The organism is Corynebacterium pilosum DSM 20521 = CIP 103422, assembly GCF_000373805.1.
Lineage (GTDB): Bacteria > Actinomycetota > Actinomycetes > Mycobacteriales > Mycobacteriaceae > Corynebacterium > Corynebacterium pilosum.
The window spans coordinates 172516-193864 of sequence record NZ_KB892438.1; the positions used below are offsets into that span (position 1 = coordinate 172516).

Sequence of the window (21349 nt, forward strand, 5' to 3'; positions counted from 1 at the left end):
AACTAGTTCTGTGAAGCTAGTCCCGATTCACTCGCCCTTTGCCATTCAGAGGCAAAGCCTTCTCGCACGCCCTAAACTTCTGCAGGTTGTGCCGGGCGTCGATAAGCGCATCATGATTACCGTCAGGCGTTTGAGGCAACCGCGGCTTCCCTGCCATCTCCCAGTACTGTTTCAATTCATGCGTGTAGCGCGGTAGATTACGCGGCAGACCGGCCATATCACCCCACAGCTGGGCAAATACCACGTGATCATAGGCCCCGACCCACGCCCACAACTCTGGGCGCTTGGAATCAGCCGTGAGGAATTCGTAGACCTCTTTGCGAATGGTGTCCCGGGATTTCCATACCTCGTCGTTGGGGCTGGGGAGTTTGTCTAAGACGTTGTCACGCACCCAGTTGTTTGCGGCTGATGAATCAAAATCCGTCGACACGGCGTAGTACTCGCGCCCATCCTCGGCCACAATCCCGATACTGACCAATTCGATCGTGCGCCCATCTTCGATGAACTCGGTGTCGTAGAAGTACCTCATGGAGTTAGGCACACTCACATTTCTAGTCTTGTGCTTTAAGGGGTGGAATCGACTACGTTGTCTGCCGTCTCTACTTTATCTGCCGTGTCAGGGTTCTGACGTTTCGTCGGAAAGAACAACACCAGCGCGATGGCGATGCAAAAGACGGGGCCAGTGATCGTATTCGGCACCCCAAGTCCCGCCGCGACGATATACGCCACGAAAAGAGCAGCTGCGATGATGACCTTGATGACAATGGAGCGGCCCATTCGTCGTTAATTCCCTTCTGCTTGTGCCCGCTGTGTCTGGTCACTGTCGCTGTGGGCGACTGACTGAGCAGACGGTACTGTCTTACGTGTCTGCGCCGGTTCCGGAAGCTTCGGCGGATACAGGGTCCAGCGTAGTCCAGGGATCTTGCCGAGCAGCCACATGCCCACCCCGCCGATAGCACACGCGACAAGGCTGAGGACGATCCACACGTGGGTGGACATCCAGAACCCGGTCCCCTCCATTCCGATGGGGAGGTCGTAGATCTCTCGCGGGAAGGAAATCAGCAGTGTCAGCATAATCGGATGACCCAAGTAGATCGGCAGCGTGTTGCGACCCAGGAATTGCAATCCGCGCGACAGGCCCGGAACCTGGGCCAGAGCGACGGCAAGGACGACACCAGCCGGGAGCATCAGCATGTAATGCAGCTGGTTCACCAGAAGCTGTAGCGCCGAGTGGTCAAGGTCGCCGATCAAAGGCACTGGGACAGTGACCGAGTAGTTCTCTCCGATGAAGTTGTTCCACGCGATCACAAACGCCACCGCAGACAGGTAGCCCGCCAGTGCGAACATGAGCCGCGTCGGTGTCAGGGCGGTCGTCGCAAAGCGCTTGATCGGGTGACGTAGGTAGGTACCGGCCAGGAAGATCGGTAAGTACATGATTGCCTTCGCCACGATCGGAACATCGTGGTGAAGCTGAATCAGCAGTATTGGGCTGAGCGCCACCNGCACTGTGCCCCACCACGGCAGCTTCTTCGTTAGCCACAGGGCAAGGTTAAACAGCACCAACGCGTAGAGGAACCAGGCCATGTTGCGGCCGGTCGCGATCAGGCCCAGGTGTTCCATGAGCGTAAACGGTTGCGAGATGCCGGCGAGCTGCCGCATCTCATTGGTCACCGTGACTTCGATGGGCACCCAGATGAGGTACGGGATAATGAAAAACCAGAGGCGCCGTCGGAACAGCTCGCCCAGGCTAAAGTTCAAGACCTTGCTTGAGAAAAGGCCACTCACCAAGAAAAATAGTGGCATGCGCAGGGGGTCAAGCAGAGTATTGGCCTGCCACAGCAACGTGTCTTTGGAGCCCGGAACAAGCAAGGTGACATGTAGCACGCACACGCCGATGATGGATAAACCTTTGGCGACGTCCGGCCATGCTAAACGCTTGGTCATGGTCCTGCCTCCCGCCTATCCTGCGCTGCCCCTGTTAGCACTATGTTGAAAACATGTGTAATGCTACCGCGTTCACCTGCGGAAACCAAACAATTTCTGCACACCACGCGCAGGAAAAGGGGCGAAAAGCTAGCGTCGACGCGCCTCTGGTGGGTAGCCTTTGCCTTCCTCAAGGGACTTTTTCACGTCGCCGGCGTACATATCGACGTAGTCGAACCCGGTAAGCTCGGTCAGCTTTTTCATCACATAGTCAGTAAATGGGCGCATGACTTCGTTGGAGTCTGGATCATATCCATTGGCGCGCGCCCACTCGTGTGGGTCAATCGCCTCACCCACGCGCATCTTCACCTTGACCGGCCTGATGATGTACGAACCGATCGGGTTCGCATCCGCGGAGTTGATCATGCCCAAAGGCACGACGGGAGCCCCGGAGCTCATCGCCACACGAGCCATGCCCGTCTTTCCCTTGTAAATGCGCTTGTCTGGTGCCCGCGTACCCTCAGGATAAATCCCGAATAAATCACCACGATCGAGGACCTCGTGGGCAGCCTTGAGCATATTGTCACCCGCGCCTTCCTCACCCCTATGGACGGGGACTTGACCGACCGAGGTAAAGAACCATTTTTGCAACCGCCCCTTCAATCCAGGGGTGGTGAAATACTCGCCCTTCGCCGGGAAGGTCAGCTGCCTTTCACACACAAGCGGAAAAACGAATGAGTCATACACCGACTGGTGATTAGAGGCGATGATCGCTGGGCCCTCGCTCGGGATATTCTCTAGCCCGTCGATGTCGGGCCGGCTCCACACCCATGCCAATGGTCCAAGAAGAATATGCTTATAGAACCAGTACCACTTGTTTTGCACAGGGCTGCTCCTCACAGGCTGTTACGGGCGAGATCAGACACACCGATCATACCCGCCTCCGGCCCCATCTCAGCGACGACAACCCGGGGCAACGGCCGGAAGCCCGCCCCAACGATATTCGATGCCAGGTGTTCTTCTGCCTTAGGAAGGAACATGTCCGCGTCCTCGCTGACCCCTCCCCCAAGCACGATGAGCTCTGGGTCTAAGACATCAGCCACGATGGATAGCCCCTGGCCCAACCACTCTGCGAAATTGTCCACCGTCGCCTGCCCAAGCGAGTCCCCGTTACGGGCAGCCTTCATGATGTCGTCGCCCGTTGCACGCTTTCCGACGACGCGCCGATACAGCGTGGTGTACTCGTAACAGCCTTGTGTAGCAATCTCCACAGCCGTATCAATCAAGGCTGTCCCCGACGCGTAACGCTCCAAACACCCCTGCTTACCGCAGGAGCACACCCGACCCCCGGGGACCACAGTAATATGCCCGAATTCCGGCGCAGTGCCATAGGCCCCGCGATAGATCTCACCACGGTGCATCAACGTGGTACCGATGCCAGTGCCCACCGCGAACAGCACCCACGTTTCAATATCTTTGGCCGCGCCAAAACGATATTCACCCCAGGCCGCGGCATTCGCGTCATGCTCGAGGGTTACCGGAAGGCCGATGGCCTCCTGCAGGATCGCGCGCACTGGCGCATCGTTGCGCCACGGAAGGTGTGGCGCGAAACGGATGATCTCGCCAGCAGTATCGAGAAAGCCTGCTGCCGCTACGCCAACGGCCGCGATCTCGTGGCGGGCGCGCAGCCTTTCCGTCAACTCGACGATGGCTTCTTCCATCTCCGCGGCCGTCTCGGGGGTGCGTACCGACGCATGGTCAATAATTTTGCCCGACGCCGTGACAACACCGGCGCGGGTGTTTGTGCCCCCGATGTCAAAACCGACTGTGAGCACACCACTGGAAGGAGGTGAGAATTCCATAACCATCTACAGTATCTTGCCCAGTGATTGAGAGTATGAACAACCCGCATTAGAGCAGGCTGTTCAACCGTTGCCCCATCAGGTCCCAGGTCCAATGCTCAAGCACGTGGGCTCGGCCTGCTTGGCCTAGACGCGCACGGCGCAGTGGATCGTCGAGAAGCGACACAATGGCTGATGTAATCTCGCAGGTATCGGCCCCATCGACGACCAGCCCGGTCTCAGGGGTGACCGTTTCAGGCGCGCCACCCGAGTTGCCGGCGATGACAGGGACGCCACACGCCTGGGCCTCCAAGTACACGATGCCGAGGCCTTCCACATCGAGCCCGCCCCCACGCGTGCGGGCGGGCATCGCAAAGATATCTGCGGCTGCGACCAAGTCACGCATGTCCTCGGAAGAGACCGCCCCAGTAAACATGACTGCGTGCGATATGTCCGCAGCCAAGGCTTCAAGTGCGGCGCGGTACCGGCCCCTGCCGACGATGACAAGGTGGGCGTCTGGGAAACTCTCAAGGATCTGTGGCATACACCGGATCAGTTGGTCCTGCCCCTTGCGAGGAACCAGGCGCGATGCACACACAATGACCGGGCCACCACCGAGGGACCATTTCTGACGTGTCTTAGCAACCTCGTTCTTGGTGGCCGGCCGGAAGAAATCAGTGTTAACCCCGCTAGGAAGATGTACATATCGCGGCGAGGGGCCGAAGGCGCTGCGGAATCGATTTAATGTGTACTGGGAAATATAGGTGACTATATCCGCATGTCGTCCGATGAACGTCAACGCCTGGCGTGCGAAAGGAAGCATCGACCACCCCACCTCATGGCCATGAGTCGTGGCGATCACTCGTGTTGCCCCGGCACGCTTCGCCGCGGCGCCCATTAAGGCCAAGGGCGCGGCGGCACCAAACCACACTGTTTCAATCTTGTGTTTGCGGATGAGCTCTTGCATCCGCGCGACTGTTGCGGGCGTTGGCAGCATGACAGATCGCGGCCACCGGACTGTACGGTAGGCGCTGGCGGCGTCATACTCGGCAGCTGCTTGGGTGTCTTGGGTGGAAGCGAACACCATAATTTCATCTGGATCCACCGTGGAAAGGAAGTCCCGCAAGTACGACTGAATCCCACCAACAGTTGGTGGGTAGTCATTCGTCACAAGCAGCGTTGCCATTGCAGACGCAGCTTAGTAGCGGGAAGCGCCCTGAATCGGCATCGAGTCATACGGCACTACCTGCACAGGAATGCCATAGTCCGATGCGTGTACAACCTGGCCGTTGCCGATGTACATGCCGACGTGGGTCACACCTGGGTAGTAGCCGATGATGTCACCTGGCTGCAGCTGCGATAGTGGCACCGACTGACCACCGGCCAGCTGAGCTTGCGAGGTACGCGGAATGGACTTGCCGTTCTGCGCGTAGGACCAGTACATCAGCCCCGAGCAGTCGAACTGATTTGGCCCTGCAGCTCCCCAGCCGTACGGCGAACCAAGCTTGCTCATCGCCGCGGCGACGACTCCGCCTGCCAATGGGTTACCGTCCAAGGATGCAAGATCAGGCAGCGGGTTCGCGATTGGGTCATTCTTATTCAGCCACTGATCACGTTCAGCGCCCTCCAGGGAATTCACCTGGTTCTCGATCTCGCGGACCTGAGCCTCGAGCTCTTGGCGCTCCTGATCAAGCTGTCGAAGCTTCGCGTCCAGCTGGTTGCGGTAGAACTCCGCTTCCGCTACCGCAATGTTGGCGGCGTTCGCCTTCTGCACAGCTGTCATGTTCGCATCCTGCAGCTGGGCCAAGGTGCGCTCCGTGTTACGGGAAATCGCGCCGAGGTAAGCAGCGCGGTCAATGACGGTCTGCGGGTTGCCCGATTCCAAAGTGGAGATGAGCGGATCGTTCTGGACGTTGCGGTACTTCGACACCGCAACACCATCTACGTCGTCCTGGAAGCTATTTCGGGTTCCCGCGGCAGATGCAACTGCCGCGTTCGCTGCGTCCGCTTCGGCACTGAGGCGATCCAAGCTCTCCTGCGCGCGCTTGACGTCTTCCTCAAGCTGCTTGACCTCTTCGTTTTTGGCACCGGCCTCGGTAGAGACGTCTTCCATTTGCGAGATCAAACCGTCAACGTCTTGGGCGTTCGACGACGGTAGTGCAACGTTGGTTGCGACGACCGCTGCCGCAAGTGGCGGGACCAGGGAGGTGAAACGAGAACGCTTCCGTGCGCGATGCTTGGCCACAGTATCCTCTCTTGAAAAAGAAACTTAAATTTCGCTAAGTCAAACGAGATGCTAACCCAAGTAACTATAGCGCTTCTAACGTGTTCAGCAAAGTGCCTTCGAACTGAATTTGCGCCCAAATCACACCTGCTACAGTCGCAACTCTGCCACCTCCGAAAACCCTGTCAACGTGCTGTGATACCGCCGGTTAACTTCGGCCCAAAAAGCAAGCACCCCTTCACCACACGCAAAGCTGTCTTGCTGCGTTTTGGGAAGGGGTGCCCGGTGGGTCGTCGCTACGCCCGAGGGACGTAGGTTAAAAAAATCACTTAGTAACGGACGACCGAGTGAATTGGCATGTAGTGCAGTGGACGCTCAGCCACTGGGGTGCCGGAGTTCAGTGCGTCGATCATGACACCGTTGCCCGCGTAGATAGCAACGTGGGATGCGCCACCGTAGTAAACGACGATGTCGCCTGGCTGGATCTGGTCCAGAGGAATCTTCTGGCCGTCTGCTGCCTGAGCACCGGAGGTGCGTGGGATGCTCTTACCCGCCTGAGCATAGACCCAGGAGGTGAAGCCGGAGCAGTCGAAGGCGTTAGGGCCCGCTGCACCGTAGACGTAAGGGGATCCGATCTTCGAACGTGCGATGTCCACGATCTTCTGGCCGGTGGACTGCTGAGCGACTGGCGCTGGCGCTGGAGCCGCTGCGGCAGCTGCATAGGTAGCTGGTGCAGGTGCGTGCTGTGCCTCAAGCTGATCCAGGAAAGCTGCGAAGCCTGGGATCTGGGTTGCGCCGGGGATGGCACGGACCTGGGAGATAGCGGAACGCACATCGCCGTAGTACGCGTTGTTGGTCTGGATGGAAGGGATCCACTGCTGGATACCTGGGATGTTCTCAATACCTGGAACGTTCTCAATACCTGGAACGTCGAAGGAAACAGGGGTACCTGGGACGGTAACCTCAGCTGCGGACGCGGTAGCTGGTACCAGGAGCGTCGAGCCCATGACCGCTGCGGAAACTGCAGCGACCTTGCGTGTAGTGTTCTTGTCCTGGCGACGGTGCTTAGCCACGAATAATCTCCATATCTTCCTGCAATGCCTACCGAGTTAGCTGACGGGTTCGGTGAGGAAATCACCTTTCCTTATTTGCAGCTCCAGGCGGAGCCTGCCCTACTAAGGAATTCACCCCAGGGATATCAATTGGGTCCCCGGCTCCCGCTCTGGCGTTGATGCCCGAACGAGATTCGGCAATATATGTTCAGTTCGTACTTTGCGTCCGGTTGGTCGCAATGTCTCGATAAGGTTACGAAACTGCAACAAAGTTTGTCCAGTGACGCGCCCGTTATCTTTCTGTCATTTATTTTTTTGCGGCAATCACTTTCTTTTCGCTAATTGGCATGTCACTAAAACTTTCAAGCTCGGCTTTGTAAAAACGTTGTGACCTGCGCCTTCCGGGACGGCAGTTAACCAACTCAAGACCTTCGCAAACTAAGTTTCATTAAATTTCGAAGATTCAATCAGCAGTGTGACGTTTCTCACATAGATCAGGTTTGGCTACCTTTTGGGCGGTAACGCGGGACTCCAGGGCCCGATACGTCGACCATAAACACCAGTTTTTACCGTTCCGTTATCTAGCCCCAACGGAAGCAGGACTCCTAAGCCGAGCCAAATGAATTCCCTGGCCAACATTCGTGACTTTGCGCACTCCGCCTTCCCTTCGGTGCACATTTTGGATACGATTCCAATTCTACGTTGGAATCGTATCCAATTGGTTTTCTACATTAGGAGTCATCACTATGTATCCCACCGACAAGGCCCCCTTCTCACAGCTTTGGCAGTATGCAGGTAACACTCGCCAGCTTGAGATCTTCTCATCGGACGCAACTATCGAATCGTGGCTTGTTACAGAACGCGCCCTAGCGAGCGCGCAAGCTCGCAACGGTGTCATCACCGAGGAAGACGCTTCCGCAATCAATGAAGCCGCAGTATTGGAAAACATCGACCGCGAAAAGCTCTGGGCCGACGCGAAAAATGTCGGCTATCCAATCCTGGGGCTGGTTCGACAGATCTCCGCCCATCTACCCGAGGGCCCGAATGGACGCGTCCACTATGGCGCCACCACCCAGGACATCATGGACACTGGCCTGGCCCTGCAGATGAGCGCTTCCCTTGAAGCTATCGACGAGCAACTCGTACGTTTCGGAGATGCCCTCGCTGCACGTGCCGAGGAACACAAGACCACAGTTATGCCGGGACGGACGCACGCGCAGCAAGCTATCCCAACGACATTCGGTGCCACCTTGGCCACCTATCTCGAACAAGTTCGCCGCCAGCGTGAACGCCTGTCTCAAGCTCTTGCCCGAGTGAAGGTCATCTCCCTCTTCGGCGCGGGTGGTAACAACGCCGCACAAGGCAAGTCCGCGCCCCGAGTACGCCGCGACATGGCTGAAATCTTAGGGCTTTCGGACCCAGTTGTTCCCTGGCACGTTGGGCGTGACGTGCTCGGTGACTATGGCTGGATGTGCTCGTCGATTAGCGGAACCGTAGCCAAGTTGGGACGCAACATCGTGGATCTCTCCCGCACAGAGGTAGGTGAGGTACTTGAACCCTACGACTCTCACCGTGGCGCCTCTTCGACAATGCCACAGAAGGTCAACCCTATTTCTTCCGAGCTTATGATCGGTATCGCAACGGTCGCGGGGGCGCTGGCGTCCTCGCTTCCACGCCTGCAAGAGTCCGGTCATGAGCCTGCCGCCGGTGAGTGGCAGGGCGAGTGGCTAATCATTCCTACTCTCGGTAACCTCGCCGGCGCATCTCTCGATGAGGCGATCATCGTCGCTGAGGGCATGCGCGTCAATGCGGAACGTATGCGCTCTAACTTGAATTTTGACGGTGGTCTCATCATGGCGGAAGCACAGATGATGCAATTGTCTCCCGCAATGGGACGGGAAAAGGCGCACGATCTCGTGTATGAAGCGGCAACCAAGGCTCGCGAGACTCAGACGACGCTGCATGAGGAGCTGCCCATTATCGCCGAGCAGCACGGCGTAGCTGACCTCTTGCCAGAGAAATTTGTTGAACCAGCAGACTACGTTGGCGAAGCCACCGGCATCGTGGAGACTGCCGTCGGACGCTGGAACGCTTCGCGTAACTAGCAGCTAAGGAAGTAACGCTCATGAGTACCTCAACAACCACCGCTGATGACTCGCCGACAACGGTCTCCGCACCCGCGCCCAGCCATTGGAAAAATCTCGTCGTGGGTTTCGGAGTGCCGGCCGCTATCTTTATAGCACTGTGGTTCTCGCCGCATCCTGCGGAACTCTCTGCGGAGGCCTGGCGCATGTTTGGCCTCTTCGTTGCCACTATTGTCGCCATCATTCTTAAGCCTATGCCAATGGGTGCGGTGACGATCATCGGCATGATCATTGGGGTACTTACGGGCCTTCTACCCCTGACTGCCGGGGAGCCTGGCGAGCCTTATGCGCTAATGGGTTTTGCCAACGGCACGATCTGGCTCATCGTCATGGCCTTCCTTATCTCCCGTGGTTTCATTAAGACAGGCCTTGGTCGTCGTTTAGCCTACTGGTTTGTTTCCAAGGTCGGCGGCAAAATGTTAGGTGTCGCCTACGGCCTCGCCCTAGCGGACTTAGTCCTTGCACCCGCAATCCCCTCCGCGACAGCTCGAGGCGGCGGCATCATGGCCCCGGTAATGCGTTCTGTCGCTCTCACATACGACTCCCAGCCGGGGCCCACTCGGCGACGTGCCGGAGCGTTTCTTGCCCTCAACGTTGGACAAGTCAACGCGATCACATGTGCCATGTTTTTAACAGCGATGGCCGGAAACCCACTGATGGCTTCCCTCGCCGGCGAAGTCGGCGTCGAACTAACCTGGACAAACTGGGCACTCGGAGCGATAGTTCCAGGGTTGGTTGCTCTCATCGTCGTACCCTGGGTTGTCTACAAGGTCTATCCTCCAGAGTTGAAAGATACGCCAGAGGTCAAAGCGATGGCCGCCCGAGAAGTAGATAGTTTCGGCCCATTAACGTACGGAGAGAAGGTTCTTACCGCGACGTTCGTCTTATTACTGCTGCTGTGGACGGTCGGAGACCTTGTATTCGGAATATCAGCGACCACCACTGCATTCGTCGGAGTCATCGTATTACTCATCGCTGGAGTGCTGACTTGGTCAGACATCACCCATGAGCACGCAGCCTGGGATACCATGGTCTGGTTTGCGGTGCTCTACATGATGGCAACAGCCCTCTCGGCCTACGGCTTTATTGGCTGGATCTCCGAGCTCATCGCTTCAGGCTTAGGCGACATCCACTGGATTCCAGCGCTTGTTCTGTTGGTTCTCATCTACTTCTTCAGCCACTATCTTTTTGCCTCGGCGACGGCGCATATTTCCGCGATGTATATCGCATTCCTTGGCGCAGCTATTGCGCTCGGCGCTCCCCCGCTACTGGCAGCCCTTCTGCTGGCCTACACGTCAAACCTGTTTACTTCTCTAACCCAATACGCTGGCTGCGCGTCACCAACACTATTCGGCCTCAACTACATCACCGTCGGAGAATGGTGGCGCACAGCAGCAATCGCTGGTGTGGTGTCGCTGAGCATTTGGATTGTCGTGGGTGGAGCCTGGATGAACCTCATCGGCATCTGGTGAGACTACAATTGACGGCTGATCCCGTCGAACCACAGGAGCCGCCACCATGACTAACCGCCCCAGCCTCCGTGATGTCGCTGAGGCCGCCGGGGTTGGCTACGGAACCGCGTCCCGCGCATTGTCGGGGCGCGGTTCCGTCTCAAAGGCCACACGCGAAAAGGTAACAACTGCAGCACGGCAGTTGGGTTATCGCCCCGACCCCTATGGCCAGGCCTTGCGTAGTAAGCGCACCAACTTGGTGGGAGTGATTCTTCCGGACCTTATCAACGAATTCTATTCCGAGGCTACGGAGGTTATCCATGCTGAGTTGGCTAAAGCTAATTACCATCTACTCGTTTATGCTGCACCGGATGTCGAGCAACAAGAGCGCGCTTTAGCGACTCTGGACGCGCAAAGGGTCGCCGGACTCATCCATGTGCCAGTCCCAGGCCTCAGCACCATCCACGACATTCCTTCGGTCCAACTGACGCGCGATGAGCTAGGAGACAACGCCGCTCTCGTGGCTTGTGATGATTTCGCGGGCTTCCGTGATCTCAGTGCGATGGCGGTCTCATCTGGATACCAGCGCGTCCACGCTCTCCTAGGCGACGCTCGCTTATCCACCACATCCACCCGCGCCGGAGGAATTCTCGCATCTGCTCCCGAGGCACAGCTACATTATGGCAATTACACGGCGGCCTCCGGTCGAAAGTTAACGGCACAAGCACTTGACGACGGCGCAGATTCTCTCATCGTCGGCTCCCCTAGGCTTATGGCCGGCGTCGCGGCAGAGTTAAAAGACCGAGGTTTAAGAATCCCAGATGACGTTGGAGTAGCAGCATATGGTGATCCGGAGTGGTACTCCCTGATCGGCCCTGGCATTACCTGTTTCACGCCTCCTCGCGCCACGATGGGGACAGAGGCGGTCCGGATTCTACGCGGCCTCATGGATGGGACAGGAGCGCCCGAGCGGCTTTTCCTCCCTGGAGCACTCATCTCTCGTGGATCTCTCTCATAATCTCTCGACAACATACATGGTCTCCACAGGGCGATCTTGATTACCGCATATAGATAAGAGGACCGCCCTGTCCCTCATTGTGAGGGCAGGGCGGTCGCTGTGAGCGCTTATTCATTAGCGTGGGCTAGTTGAGACCCTTTTGCTCGTCTTCGCGGCGATTCTCCTCGTTGATGCGGCGCAGGGCTTCCATTTCCTCATGGTGGTTCTCGCGCTTGATCTGTGCGCGACGTGCCATGAGCTCTGGATCATCTGCCTTGAACATGCCGGAGGTTTCGGAGTCAGAGTAACCAAGCTGGTTCATCTGCTTCGGAACGCGAGCGCCCGTGTACTCGAGCGGGATAGCGTTACCCTCAGCGTCAGTTGCCAGCGGCTGGTGGATCTCGACGAAGGCACCGTTTGGCAGCTTCTTGATAACACCGGTCTCGATGCCGTGCTCCAGAACCTCACGGTCGGAGCGCTGCAAGCCAACACAGATGCGGTACGTCAGGAAGTACGCGATCGGAGGCAGCACAATCAGACCGATTCGACCGACCCAGGTCATCGCGTTCAGCGAGATCTGGAAGTGGTATGCGAACAGGTCGTTACCACCGGAAAGAGTCAGCAGCAGGAAGAACACGATACCCATGACACCGATGCCGGTACGAACTGGAACGTCACGAGGACGCTGCAGCAGGTTGTGGTGAGCGTTGTCGCCGGTGGACTTCTTTTCGATCCATGGGTAAGCAAACAGGAGGACCACCATGATCAGGGCCATGACGACCACCCAGAATGCGCCAGGGATCGTGTAGTTACCGATGTAGAGCTCCCATGCCGGCATAACACGTGCTGCGCCGTCAGTCCACAGCATGTAGATATCAGGCTGAGAACCTGCAGAGACCTGCGATGGGTTGTAAGGACCAATGTTCCAAATGGCGTTAATGGTGGTAAGGCCTGCCATTGCTGCCAGCACTGCGAACACGATCAGACCCATACCGATAGCCTTCGTTGCGAAGACCGGCATAATGCGGATGCCGACAACGTTGTTCTCGGTGCGGCCAGGGCCAGGGAACTGGGTGTGCTTCTGGTACCAGACCAGCAGGACGTGTGCCGCGATTAGCGCCAGGATCAGACCAGGCAGGACCAGCACGTGCAGGATGTAGAAACGGTCCAGCATCAGATCGGACGGGAAGTCGCCACCGAAGATAGCCCAGTGGACCCAGGTGCCCAGAATTGGGACAGCCAGGATGATCGCAGACATAATACGCAGACCAACGCCGGAGAGCAGGTCGTCTGGCAGGGAGTAACCCATGAAGCCTTCGACCATGCCCAGCAGGATCAGGGTGCAACCGATGATCCAGTTAGCTTCACGTGGACGACGGAACGCACCGGTGAAGAAGATACGCATCATGTGCGCCACCATGGACATCATGAACAGCAGAGCTGCCCAGTGGTGCATCTGGCGGACAAAGAGGCCGCCTCGCACCTCGAAGGAGATGTCAAGGGCCGTTGCGTAGGCGCGGGACATTTCCACGCCATTCAGTGGTAGGTATGCGCCGTCGTAGATGATCTTCGTAATCGAAGGATCAAAGAACAGCGCCAGGTAGATACCCGTTAGCAGCAAGATGATGAAGCTATAGAGAGCTACCTCACCAAGCATGAACGACCAGTGAGTCGGGAATACCTTGTTCAGCTGCGGGCGCAGAAAGCCCGCGATTGTCGTGCGCGAATCAACAGCGTTCGCGGCTTTTCCTAATTTAGTGCTCATTACGACTTACGCTCCCAGAAAGCAGGGCCGAGTGGCTCGATGAAGTTGCCACGGGCGATGAGGTAACCGTCTTCGTCAACCTCCAGTGGCAGCTGTGGAAGTGCACGCGCTGCTGGGCCGAAGACTGGCTTGCCGTGCTGCAGTGCGTCGAACTGCGACTGGTGGCACGGGCAAAGAATACGGTTGGTCTGTGCTTCGTACAGCGAGGTCGGGCAACCGATGTGCGTACAGATCTTGGAGTACGCGTAGTAGTCGCCGTAGTGGAAGTCTTCTTGACCTTCACGTTCGATGACCTTTGCTGCATCGTCGGAACGCAGACGGATCAGCATGACAGAGTTACGAGGACCGTGGATGGAGTGCATGTGGTTCTCGTAGACATCACGGGACGGATCGTAGAGATCGCCATCGTTGACGTCTTCTGCAGCCAGTGGGTATACGGTTTCCATACCTGCGGCTGCGATCTCCTCCGGACGAACACGGACCAGACGGGAAACACCAGTTGTGGAGTAATGGCTACCGGACTCGCCTTCGTGCTTCTCGGCAATCGCGCCGGTGTCACGTGCGAGGTACAGCTTGACACCCTGGTCGTGAAGATCCCAACCAGAGGTCCACAGGGTTCCGTCGCCGTTGTAGTTCATCTCGTGGCGTGGACGCCATGGATCCTTGATCGCACCACCCAGTGGGGCGATGATGACCAGGCCTGCGAGGAGACCGGCACCGCCGAGGAGACCCTTCATCACGTTGCGACGACCAAGCGTGGAAGTCTCCCACGCGTCGGTCAGCAAAGCGGTAGTGGTGCGGCGGTCGACTTCCGACGAGTAACCGTCATGGCGGCGCTGCACTGCTACCTCTTCAGGAATGAACTTCTTCACGTACTGGATAATTGCGACACCCAGGCCGAGAAGAGCCAAACCGGAAGTGAGACCCAGAAGAGGAGTGTACAGAGAGAACACGCCCAGGCCTTCGTCACCGTGGAACTTAGGCTCCCACGGCCAGAAGAGGTATACAGCCAAGAAGGCGATACCAGAGATGATCGAGACTGCTAGCCAGATGTTGATTCCGGCAGCTGCACGCTTCTCCGCTGGGTCGTTTTCGATGGGGAAACGTTCCTTGCGGTACGCAATGGTTACGTCATCCATCTCGGTGCCGAGCGTTGCCAGCTCAGCATTGGACATCGCGTCGAGCTCGCGGTCGGTGTAATTCTTGTTTACGTCGTTACTCATGAGCGCGATCCAATCCACATAGCAGCGGCGCCGATCAAAGTGACGCCAATCATCCACATAGCAAGACCCTCAGAGACAGGTCCAAGGCCGCCGAGTGCGTATCCCGAAGGGCTTGGAGTCTCCTTCGAGGACTTCACAAAGGCAATGATGTCCTTCTTCTCGTCAGCGGTCAGCTGGCGATCAGAGAACTTCGGCATGTTCTGCGGGCCGGTCAGCATAGCCTGGTAGATCTCCTGCTCGTTGGCAGGGTCAAGCACAGGCGCGTACTTACCGGAGGACAAAGCGCCGCCACGGCCAGTGAAGTTGTGGCAGGACGCGCAGTTGGTACGGAACAGCTCGCCGCCGCGGGCGACGTCTTCAGACTGAATCTGTCCGTTGTAGTTCTTACCGCGCAACTCCTCCATTGCGAGGGTGCCGTCTTCGTTGTACACCAGCTCTGGGCCACCGCCGTTAGCGGCGACATATGCGGCAAGAGCGAGCGACTGCTGCTCGGTGTAGCGAGGCTGCTTACGCTCTGCCTGAGCATCGTTCGACATCATCGGCATGCGGCCGGAGTGCACCTGGAAGTACACGGCACCCTCGCCGACGCCGATCAGCGAAGGGCCACGGTCCTTGACACCTTGCAGGTTCGCGCCATGGCAGGTGATGCAAGCAACGTCGTAGAGGTCCTTGCCCTCTTGGATCAATGCTTGCTCATCACGCTGAGCCGTCGCAACCTGCGCGTCAGGGGTCAGAGCCGAGGCCAAGATGCCTGCGCCGGTCAGGCCAACGGTCAGGGCCGCGGCACCGGCGACTGTGCGACGAACCTTGCGGTTGCGCACCTTCTTCGGGTTCTTTTCCATCTTTTTCCCTTTAGCGACTATGTATTGATTCGTTTTCAGACCCAATGGTCATTACTGGACTAGGTACAAGGTGATGAACACGCCGACCCAGATCACGTCGACGAAGTGCCAGTAGTAGGAGGTCACCATTGCGGCAGTTGCCTGTGCCGGTGTGAACTTCGACTTCGACACACGAAGCATCACGACGATGAAGGCGATGATGCCTGCAGTCACGTGAGCCATGTGGAAGCCGGTGATGATGTAGAACACCGAACCATAGACACTGCTTTGGACAGTTACACCATGGTGGATCATCTCGTACCACTCGAAGGCAACCAAGCCCAGGAAGATTACGCCGAGAATGATCGTGATGGTGAACCATTTCCTCAGTCCGTAAACGTCACCCCTTTCCGCTGCGAAGACGCCGAACTGCGAGGTGATGGAGGAGGTGACCAGGATTACGGTGATAATCAAACCGTAAGTCACGTTCAGATTTGCGGTCTGAACCGCCCAGTCACCTGTCGCCATGCCATTCGCACGCGATGTGAAGTACATCGCGAAGAGCCCAGCGAAGAACATCAATTCCTGCGCAAGAAACAGGATGGTACCCACGCTGACCATGTTTGGTCGGTTCAGCACGGGCACACGCTGTTGCTGCGCAGCCGTATTGTCATTAGAAATTGCGCTCGTCACGCATGTAAGTATGGCCGGTTTCATGCCTAAAGTCACCTTGTTCACCCCCGAAAGAATTCTGTGAACACCCCAAGTACCAGCACTTTTAGACCCAACGAAAGTTGTAGAAAACATTTTTAAGGCGCCGGGAACTTTTTGATGCTTTCATACGACGCGGTGTTATTGCTGGTCAACCGTTTAAGTTTTAGTGCGCCCACTTTTCAATATCTCGGCACTGCCCGATCCCGGCGGCAGAGTCCGCATTTTGGAAGCGAGTTTAGGTTCCTGCCTGTGATCGACTTAACAAAAGCAGGGGGTATATTTCCGCTGGTTCCCTACTTTCGGTTGACCCCGAAGCTTTGGTATCTAAAGATTGAGTCTCGGAATTACCCCCATTCATGCAAAAACCGGGCACCACCACATTCGCGTGATGGTGCCCGGGTTCTGCGGCCGCAGAAGGCAACGGCCGCACTACTCGTAGCGAGTGAAGACCTAGTGCTTTTCCCTCGGAATGGAGAACTGAAGGTTCAGCATGGTGGTCGACCAGATGAGGCACACTGCACCGAAGACGACGAGCCATAGCTGCCAGAAAGCAATGCCAAGACCCAGGAAGAAGATGGAGCCCGCCATAGCCAGCGGCCAGATGGAGTGTGGGGCGAAGAAGCCCAGCACGCCTGCGCCATCTTCGATCTCCGCCTCTTCCCAGTCTTCAGGAAGGACGTCGGCACGACGCTCGGTGAAGTGCAGGTATGCACCGATCATCAAAGACATCACGGTAGCGAGGATAAGTGCAACGCCGCCAGCCCACTCGTACCCGAACAGGTAAGCATCGTCACTGATCCAGCTGGTGCCGAAGGCATAGAGAACAGCCATGACACCCAGGAAGGCCGCGAGGCCGTAGAAAAGTTTTGCTGATGGTCCCATTTGTAATTACCTAGCCCTTCTTAAACTCGCGCGTTGTTGTCGACGTAGTTATTCTCGTCGCGAGTACCGTCGCGCTCGGAAACGAATGGGTGGGTCGACGTTGCGTATGGTGCCTCACCGATCGCTGCCAGTGCCTCGGAGTTCGGCGCCTCAGGGTTGTCCTGGCGGAACTGCATGTACTGGTTGAACTGGTCACGCTCAACAACGCGCAACTCGAAGTTCATCATGGCGTGGTATGTACCGCACATCTCTGCACAGCGACCGACGAATGCACCGGTCTCATCAATCGACTCAACCTGGAAGCTACGCTCCTGCTGGTTGACCTCTGGGTGAGCATAAGCGTCACGCTTGAACAGGAACTCTGGAACCCAGAATGCGTGGGAAACGTCGCCAGATGCCAGACGGAACTCAATCGGCGTATCTACCGGAAGAACCAGAACTGGTACTTCCTCAGTCGAACCGATGGTCTCGATCTGGTTGAAGTTCAGGTAGGACTGGTCACCCTTGGACTGTCCGTGGATTGGGTTCGGGTTAGCGACACCCTCTGCGTCGAAGCGGGTCTCGTCCGCTGCCGCCTGACGCTCTTCGTCGGTACCGACATAATCCTGGCCGGTTCCGGAGAGTTCACCAGAAACGTTCGCGTAACCAAACTTCCAGTTCCACTGGAACGCAGTGACATCGACGATAACCTCAGGGTTCTTATCCTTCGCGATGACCTTCTGCTGAGTCTGAACAGTGAAGAAGAACAGCACCATCACAATGACGATAGGCGCGATAGTCAGAACCAACTCGAGTGGGATGTTGTACTGCAGCTGCTTCGGGAATTCTCCCGCACCCTGCTTCTCGCGGCGCTTGCGGTTCCAGCGGAAGATCGACACGAGGAAGATGGCCCACATGATGATGCCAATCACCCAAGCGGTCACCCACACCCAGATCCAGAAGTTATACATGCTCTGCCCCTCAGGAGTGATGGGGTCCGGCCAGCCCATTGCCAAAGCGTTGGAGAGAGCCTTCGGGGCCGCCACATCACAACCCGCAAGCGCAAGGCCACCGAGCGCAATTGCGCTAATGGCGCCAAACTTGCGCGCGAAGCCACGATTGTTTCGCATTTCCACGTGTGTCTGCCTTCCTGTCCACACAACAAAAGTCTCGAACAGAATTCGAGTATTACTACATACACAGAATAGTTCACTGAGCGCCCGCCTTTAATTCGTTCGAAAAGATCAAACTTTCGATACCTGAACGGGGATTATGCCTTTGCCGTCAAACTACAGGCAGTGGCACTTCTACCCCCACAAACGCCACCATCACCCAACACTTTGGGTGACCTACGACATATTTGGGCGATTTTTTCTCCACCTAAAGTTGGCCCCCAATTGGGTGCCAGCTAAAGGTGGAAGTGGAAAAGGGTCGCTTTTGGTCCCGTTGATCGCGCTCGTCAGCCTGCCCCCGCCTCAATCTTTTCACTCAGTTTGTTCTCTCCGATTCAAGTCTTCATGGAAGGTATTTCCTTAAGTCTTGCGGGCGCGGGCCCTTCGTAACCGCTTCCCTCCTAGTATGCGCGTAGACTGCTTTAGTGAACTTTGAACTCGGGGCGTTTCCCCGTCGTTCTATGCCTTATATATAGGAGCGGTTTTTACACTATGTGCGGTCTACTAGGAATGCTGACCAGTCGCGGAAACGCAGGCGACTTTGTCGACGCCGTCGAGCAGGGTTTGCCCTGCATGCGTCACCGGGGCCCTGACGGCGCGGGTACGTGGCACGATGATTCTGTCGTATTTGGCTTCAATCGCCTCGCCATCATCGACCTGGCCCACTCCCATCAACCACTCCAATGGGGCCCCGTAGACGCACCTGAGCGTTACACCTTGGTGTTCAACGGTGAAATCTATAACTTCGTCGAACTGCGCGCTCAGCTTCAGGCAGCGGGATACGAGTTCAAGACGTCTGGTGACTCCGAAACCATTGTTGTCGGCTACCACCACTGGGGTGCGGACGTGGTCAACCATCTGCGGGGCATGTTCGCATTTTTGATTTGGGATACAGAGACGCAGACTCTGTTCGCGGCTCGTGACCAGTTCGGCATCAAGCCGCTCTACTATGCCACCACCGAAGCCGGCACGGTCTTCGCGTCTGAGAAGAAGTCCATCCTCGAGATGGCAGACGCGATCGGTCTAGGTCTGGACCTTGATAAGCGCGCAATCGAGCACTATGTCGATCTGCAGTATGTTCCAGAACCCGAGTCACTCCACAAGGAGATCCGCCGCGTGGAGTCGGGCTGCCACGTCACTTTGAAGGCCGGCGAAGAGGTCAACGCAGTCCGCTACTTCAAGCCTCAGTTCCAGACCACCCCGGTACCGAAGGGTTCGGAGCAGGCGCTGTTTGATCGAATTGCACGAGTACTCGATGATTCCGTCGAAAAGCACATGCGCGCAGACGTGACCGTGGGCTCGTTCCTCTCCGGCGGTATTGACTCTACTGCCATCGCCGCGCTGGCGAAGAAGCACAACCCGAACCTTCTGACCTTCACCACCGGCTTTGAGCGGGAAGGCTATTCGGAGGTCGATGTCGCGGCCGAATCGGCAGAGGCGATTGGGGCGGAGCACATCGTCAAGATTGTTTCGCCGGAGGAATACGCGGATGCTATCCCCAAGATCATGTGGTACCTCGACGATCCCGTCGCAGACCCTTCTCTGGTCCCCCTCTTCTTCGTGGCCCAAGAGGCTCGCAAGCACGTCAAGGTAGTGCTGTCCGGCGAGGGCGCCGACGAACTGTTCGGCGGCTACACCATCTATAAGGAGCCACTGTCGCTTGCGCCTTTCGACAAGGTCCCCGACCCACTGCGGAAGGGTCTGGGTCAGCTGTCGCGCATCTTGCCTGACGGCATGAAGGGCAAGTCGCTGCTGGAGCGCGGCAGCCAGAAGATGGAGACGCGTTACTACGGCAATGCCCGCAACTTCAATTGGGAGCAGCTGCAACGTGTCCTGCCGTGGGCGAAGCGCGAGTGGGACCACCGCGAAGTCACCGCTCCGATTTATGCCGCTTCGGAGGCTGCCGGCATGGATCCGGTGGCTCGCATGCAGCATCTGGACCTGTTCACGTGGATGCGCGGCGACATTCTGGTCAAGGCCGACAAGATCAATATGGCTAACTCGCTTGAACTGCGCGTGCCTTTCTTGGACAAGGAGGTCTTCGAGGTCGCCCAGACCATCCCGCATGATCTCAAGATTGCCAAAGGCACAACGAAGTACGCTTTACGACGAGCGCTTGAGCAGATCGTCCCCGCACACGTACTGCACCGCAAGAAGCTCGGTTTCCCAGTGCCGATGCGCCACTGGTTAGCGGGCGACGAACTATTCGGCTGGGCGCAGGACACTATCAAGGAGTCCGGCACTGACGACATCTTCAACAAGCCTGAGGTCTTGGAGATGCTCAAGGAACACCGCGACGGGGTCTCCGATCACTCCCGTCGTCTCTGGACCGTTCTGGCCTTCATGGTGTGGCACGGGATCTTCGTCGAAAAGCGGATCGATCCGCAGATCGAGCACAAGGATTATCCGGTCGATCTCTAAAACTCGAGGCGTAGCCAGGGCGATTCTGGCACGCGCTCGAAGTAGTTCATGTAGAGCAAGTCCATCCACGCGGCGTGCGAACCCTCCGAGTGCAGGGCCAACGCCACGTGGTAGGCCTCATTGAACTCGCGCCAGCTGGCGTATTCGCGGCGGGCAGACCGCGCGATGTCGGCCAGCACTTCCGACATTTGTTCCACGCTGGCCCACTCCAGTGAGCACCCGATATAGGCCAGTGTGGCTAGCCGGCGCAGATCCCACGCGGCAAGAGAGTTCGGTACGCGTGGTGGCAAAAGTAGGTGGCCGCCGGGAAGCGTATCGACGCCGGTCTGTGCCCTCTCGCCGAGCTCCGCGGCAGAAGGATCCGCACCAGATGAAATGTGATCGAAGGCGGAGTAGAAATCTTCGGCGTTGTGCACTCCCCAGGAATCGCGCAGCAATCCCTTCAGCTGGGAGCGCTGCTTCCTACCCCATAAGCCGGTGAGATTCTCTGGGCCGTTGACGGTGCGGGTGAAGCCTTGAGTGGCTTGCGGAAAACTCAGTGCGAAACCGAATCCAACTACGGGGTCATAGTCGTCGGAATAGCGCAGCGTATCCGGCATGATCGTGCGGTAGCTACGGATGTCTGTGGTGTCGACATTCATGAACTCATCGAAACTGCTAATCCCACGCTCGCGGGCAAAATCGTAGACCTGCTGCATAAACTTTTCTCTGCTGGGCCCCACGGGGGCATGAACGAAAAT

At 57.3% G+C, this 21349-nt stretch carries 19 protein-coding genes and 1 riboswitch; of the genes, 4 read left to right on the forward strand and 15 right to left on the reverse strand.

The window, feature by feature from the left end; translation table 11 throughout:
• Positions 1-16: 16 nt before the first annotated feature.
• From B097_RS0100770 to B097_RS0100805, 8 genes are all read right to left on the reverse strand, one after another.
• Positions 17-529: a polyadenylate-specific 3'-exoribonuclease AS gene (locus B097_RS0100770; protein WP_018580626.1), complete on the reverse strand. Its 513-nt coding sequence runs from the start codon at positions 527-529 to the stop codon at positions 17-19.
• A 35-nt stretch (positions 530-564) separates the two neighbouring features.
• Entirely contained in the window at positions 565-777 is a 213-nt protein-coding gene (locus B097_RS12230; protein WP_018580627.1) for a hypothetical protein, read from the reverse strand.
• Positions 778-783: 6 nt separating this feature from the next.
• Positions 784-1944: an acyltransferase family protein gene (locus tag B097_RS0100780; protein WP_018580628.1), complete on the reverse strand. Its 1161-nt coding sequence runs from the start codon at positions 1942-1944 to the stop codon at positions 784-786.
• A gap of 129 nt (positions 1945-2073) precedes the next feature.
• Positions 2074-2808 (reverse strand): lysophospholipid acyltransferase family protein, encoded by a 735-nt coding sequence (locus B097_RS0100785; RefSeq protein WP_018580629.1) that lies wholly within the window; start codon positions 2806-2808, stop codon positions 2074-2076.
• Between the two features lie 11 nt (positions 2809-2819).
• Entirely contained in the window at positions 2820-3791 is a 972-nt protein-coding gene (locus B097_RS0100790) for an ROK family protein (protein WP_018580630.1), read from the reverse strand.
• 43 nt (positions 3792-3834) lie between these two features.
• Complete coding sequence (locus B097_RS0100795) at positions 3835-4950, reverse strand: glycosyltransferase family 4 protein (RefSeq protein ID WP_018580631.1); 1116 nt, start codon at positions 4948-4950, stop codon at positions 3835-3837.
• Positions 4951-4962: 12 nt separating this feature from the next.
• A complete protein-coding gene (locus tag B097_RS0100800; RefSeq protein ID WP_018580632.1) occupies positions 4963-6009 on the reverse strand; it encodes a C40 family peptidase in 1047 nt (348 codons plus the stop codon).
• A gap of 308 nt (positions 6010-6317) precedes the next feature.
• The gene (locus B097_RS0100805) at positions 6318-7061 is read right to left on the reverse strand and encodes a C40 family peptidase (protein ID WP_018580633.1); all 744 of its coding nucleotides are present in this window, start codon (positions 7059-7061) and stop codon (positions 6318-6320) included.
• A 10-nt stretch (positions 7062-7071) separates the two neighbouring features.
• Positions 7072-7250, reverse strand: a riboswitch (cyclic di-AMP (ydaO/yuaA leader).
• 536 nt (positions 7251-7786) lie between these two features.
• Between B097_RS0100805 and B097_RS0100810 the strand changes: the two genes are divergently transcribed.
• Genes B097_RS0100810 through B097_RS0100820 form a run of 3 tightly spaced genes read left to right on the forward strand, consistent with a single transcriptional unit; the run spans position 7787 to position 11653 of the window.
• Positions 7787-9145: a class-II fumarase/aspartase family protein gene (locus tag B097_RS0100810; RefSeq protein WP_018580634.1), complete on the forward strand. Its 1359-nt coding sequence runs from the start codon at positions 7787-7789 to the stop codon at positions 9143-9145.
• Between the two features lie 20 nt (positions 9146-9165).
• A complete protein-coding gene (locus B097_RS0100815) occupies positions 9166-10656 on the forward strand; it encodes a DASS family sodium-coupled anion symporter (RefSeq protein ID WP_018580635.1) in 1491 nt (496 codons plus the stop codon).
• A 46-nt stretch (positions 10657-10702) separates the two neighbouring features.
• Positions 10703-11653, forward strand: coding sequence for a LacI family DNA-binding transcriptional regulator (locus B097_RS0100820; protein ID WP_018580636.1), 951 nt, complete (start codon positions 10703-10705; stop codon positions 11651-11653).
• A gap of 124 nt (positions 11654-11777) precedes the next feature.
• On the opposite strand, the gene qcrB is transcribed toward B097_RS0100820, so the two are convergent.
• The 6 genes from qcrB to ctaC form a co-directional block, all read right to left on the reverse strand.
• The gene (qcrB, locus tag B097_RS0100825; protein ID WP_018580637.1) at positions 11778-13397 is read right to left on the reverse strand and encodes a cytochrome bc1 complex cytochrome b subunit; all 1620 of its coding nucleotides are present in this window, start codon (positions 13395-13397) and stop codon (positions 11778-11780) included.
• On the reverse strand, positions 13397-14620 hold the full coding sequence (gene qcrA, locus B097_RS0100830) for a cytochrome bc1 complex Rieske iron-sulfur subunit (RefSeq protein WP_018580638.1): 1224 nt from the start codon (positions 14618-14620) through the stop codon (positions 13397-13399). The genes qcrB and qcrA overlap by 1 nt, the downstream gene beginning before the upstream one ends.
• A complete protein-coding gene (gene qcrC / locus B097_RS0100835; RefSeq protein WP_018580639.1) occupies positions 14617-15462 on the reverse strand; it encodes a cytochrome bc1 complex diheme cytochrome c subunit in 846 nt (281 codons plus the stop codon). Before qcrC ends, qcrA begins: the two co-directional genes overlap by 4 nt.
• A gap of 51 nt (positions 15463-15513) precedes the next feature.
• Positions 15514-16134, reverse strand: coding sequence for an aa3-type cytochrome oxidase subunit III (gene ctaE / locus B097_RS0100840; RefSeq protein WP_018580640.1), 621 nt, complete (start codon positions 16132-16134; stop codon positions 15514-15516).
• Positions 16135-16605: 471 nt separating this feature from the next.
• Complete coding sequence (gene ctaF, locus B097_RS0100845; protein WP_018580641.1) at positions 16606-17037, reverse strand: aa3-type cytochrome oxidase subunit IV; 432 nt, start codon at positions 17035-17037, stop codon at positions 16606-16608.
• Between the two features lie 20 nt (positions 17038-17057).
• Positions 17058-18152, reverse strand: coding sequence for an aa3-type cytochrome oxidase subunit II (gene ctaC / locus B097_RS0100850; protein ID WP_018580642.1), 1095 nt, complete (start codon positions 18150-18152; stop codon positions 17058-17060).
• Between the two features lie 528 nt (positions 18153-18680).
• Between ctaC and asnB the strand changes: the two genes are divergently transcribed.
• Positions 18681-20609, forward strand: a complete 1929-nt coding sequence (asnB, locus tag B097_RS0100855; protein ID WP_026254207.1) for an asparagine synthase (glutamine-hydrolyzing) — start codon at positions 18681-18683, stop codon at positions 20607-20609.
• Here asnB and B097_RS0100860 read toward each other — a convergent pair.
• Positions 20606-21307: a DUF1266 domain-containing protein gene (locus B097_RS0100860; protein WP_018580644.1), complete on the reverse strand. Its 702-nt coding sequence runs from the start codon at positions 21305-21307 to the stop codon at positions 20606-20608. The genes asnB and B097_RS0100860 overlap by 4 nt on opposite strands.
• Positions 21308-21349 lie beyond the last annotated feature (42 nt).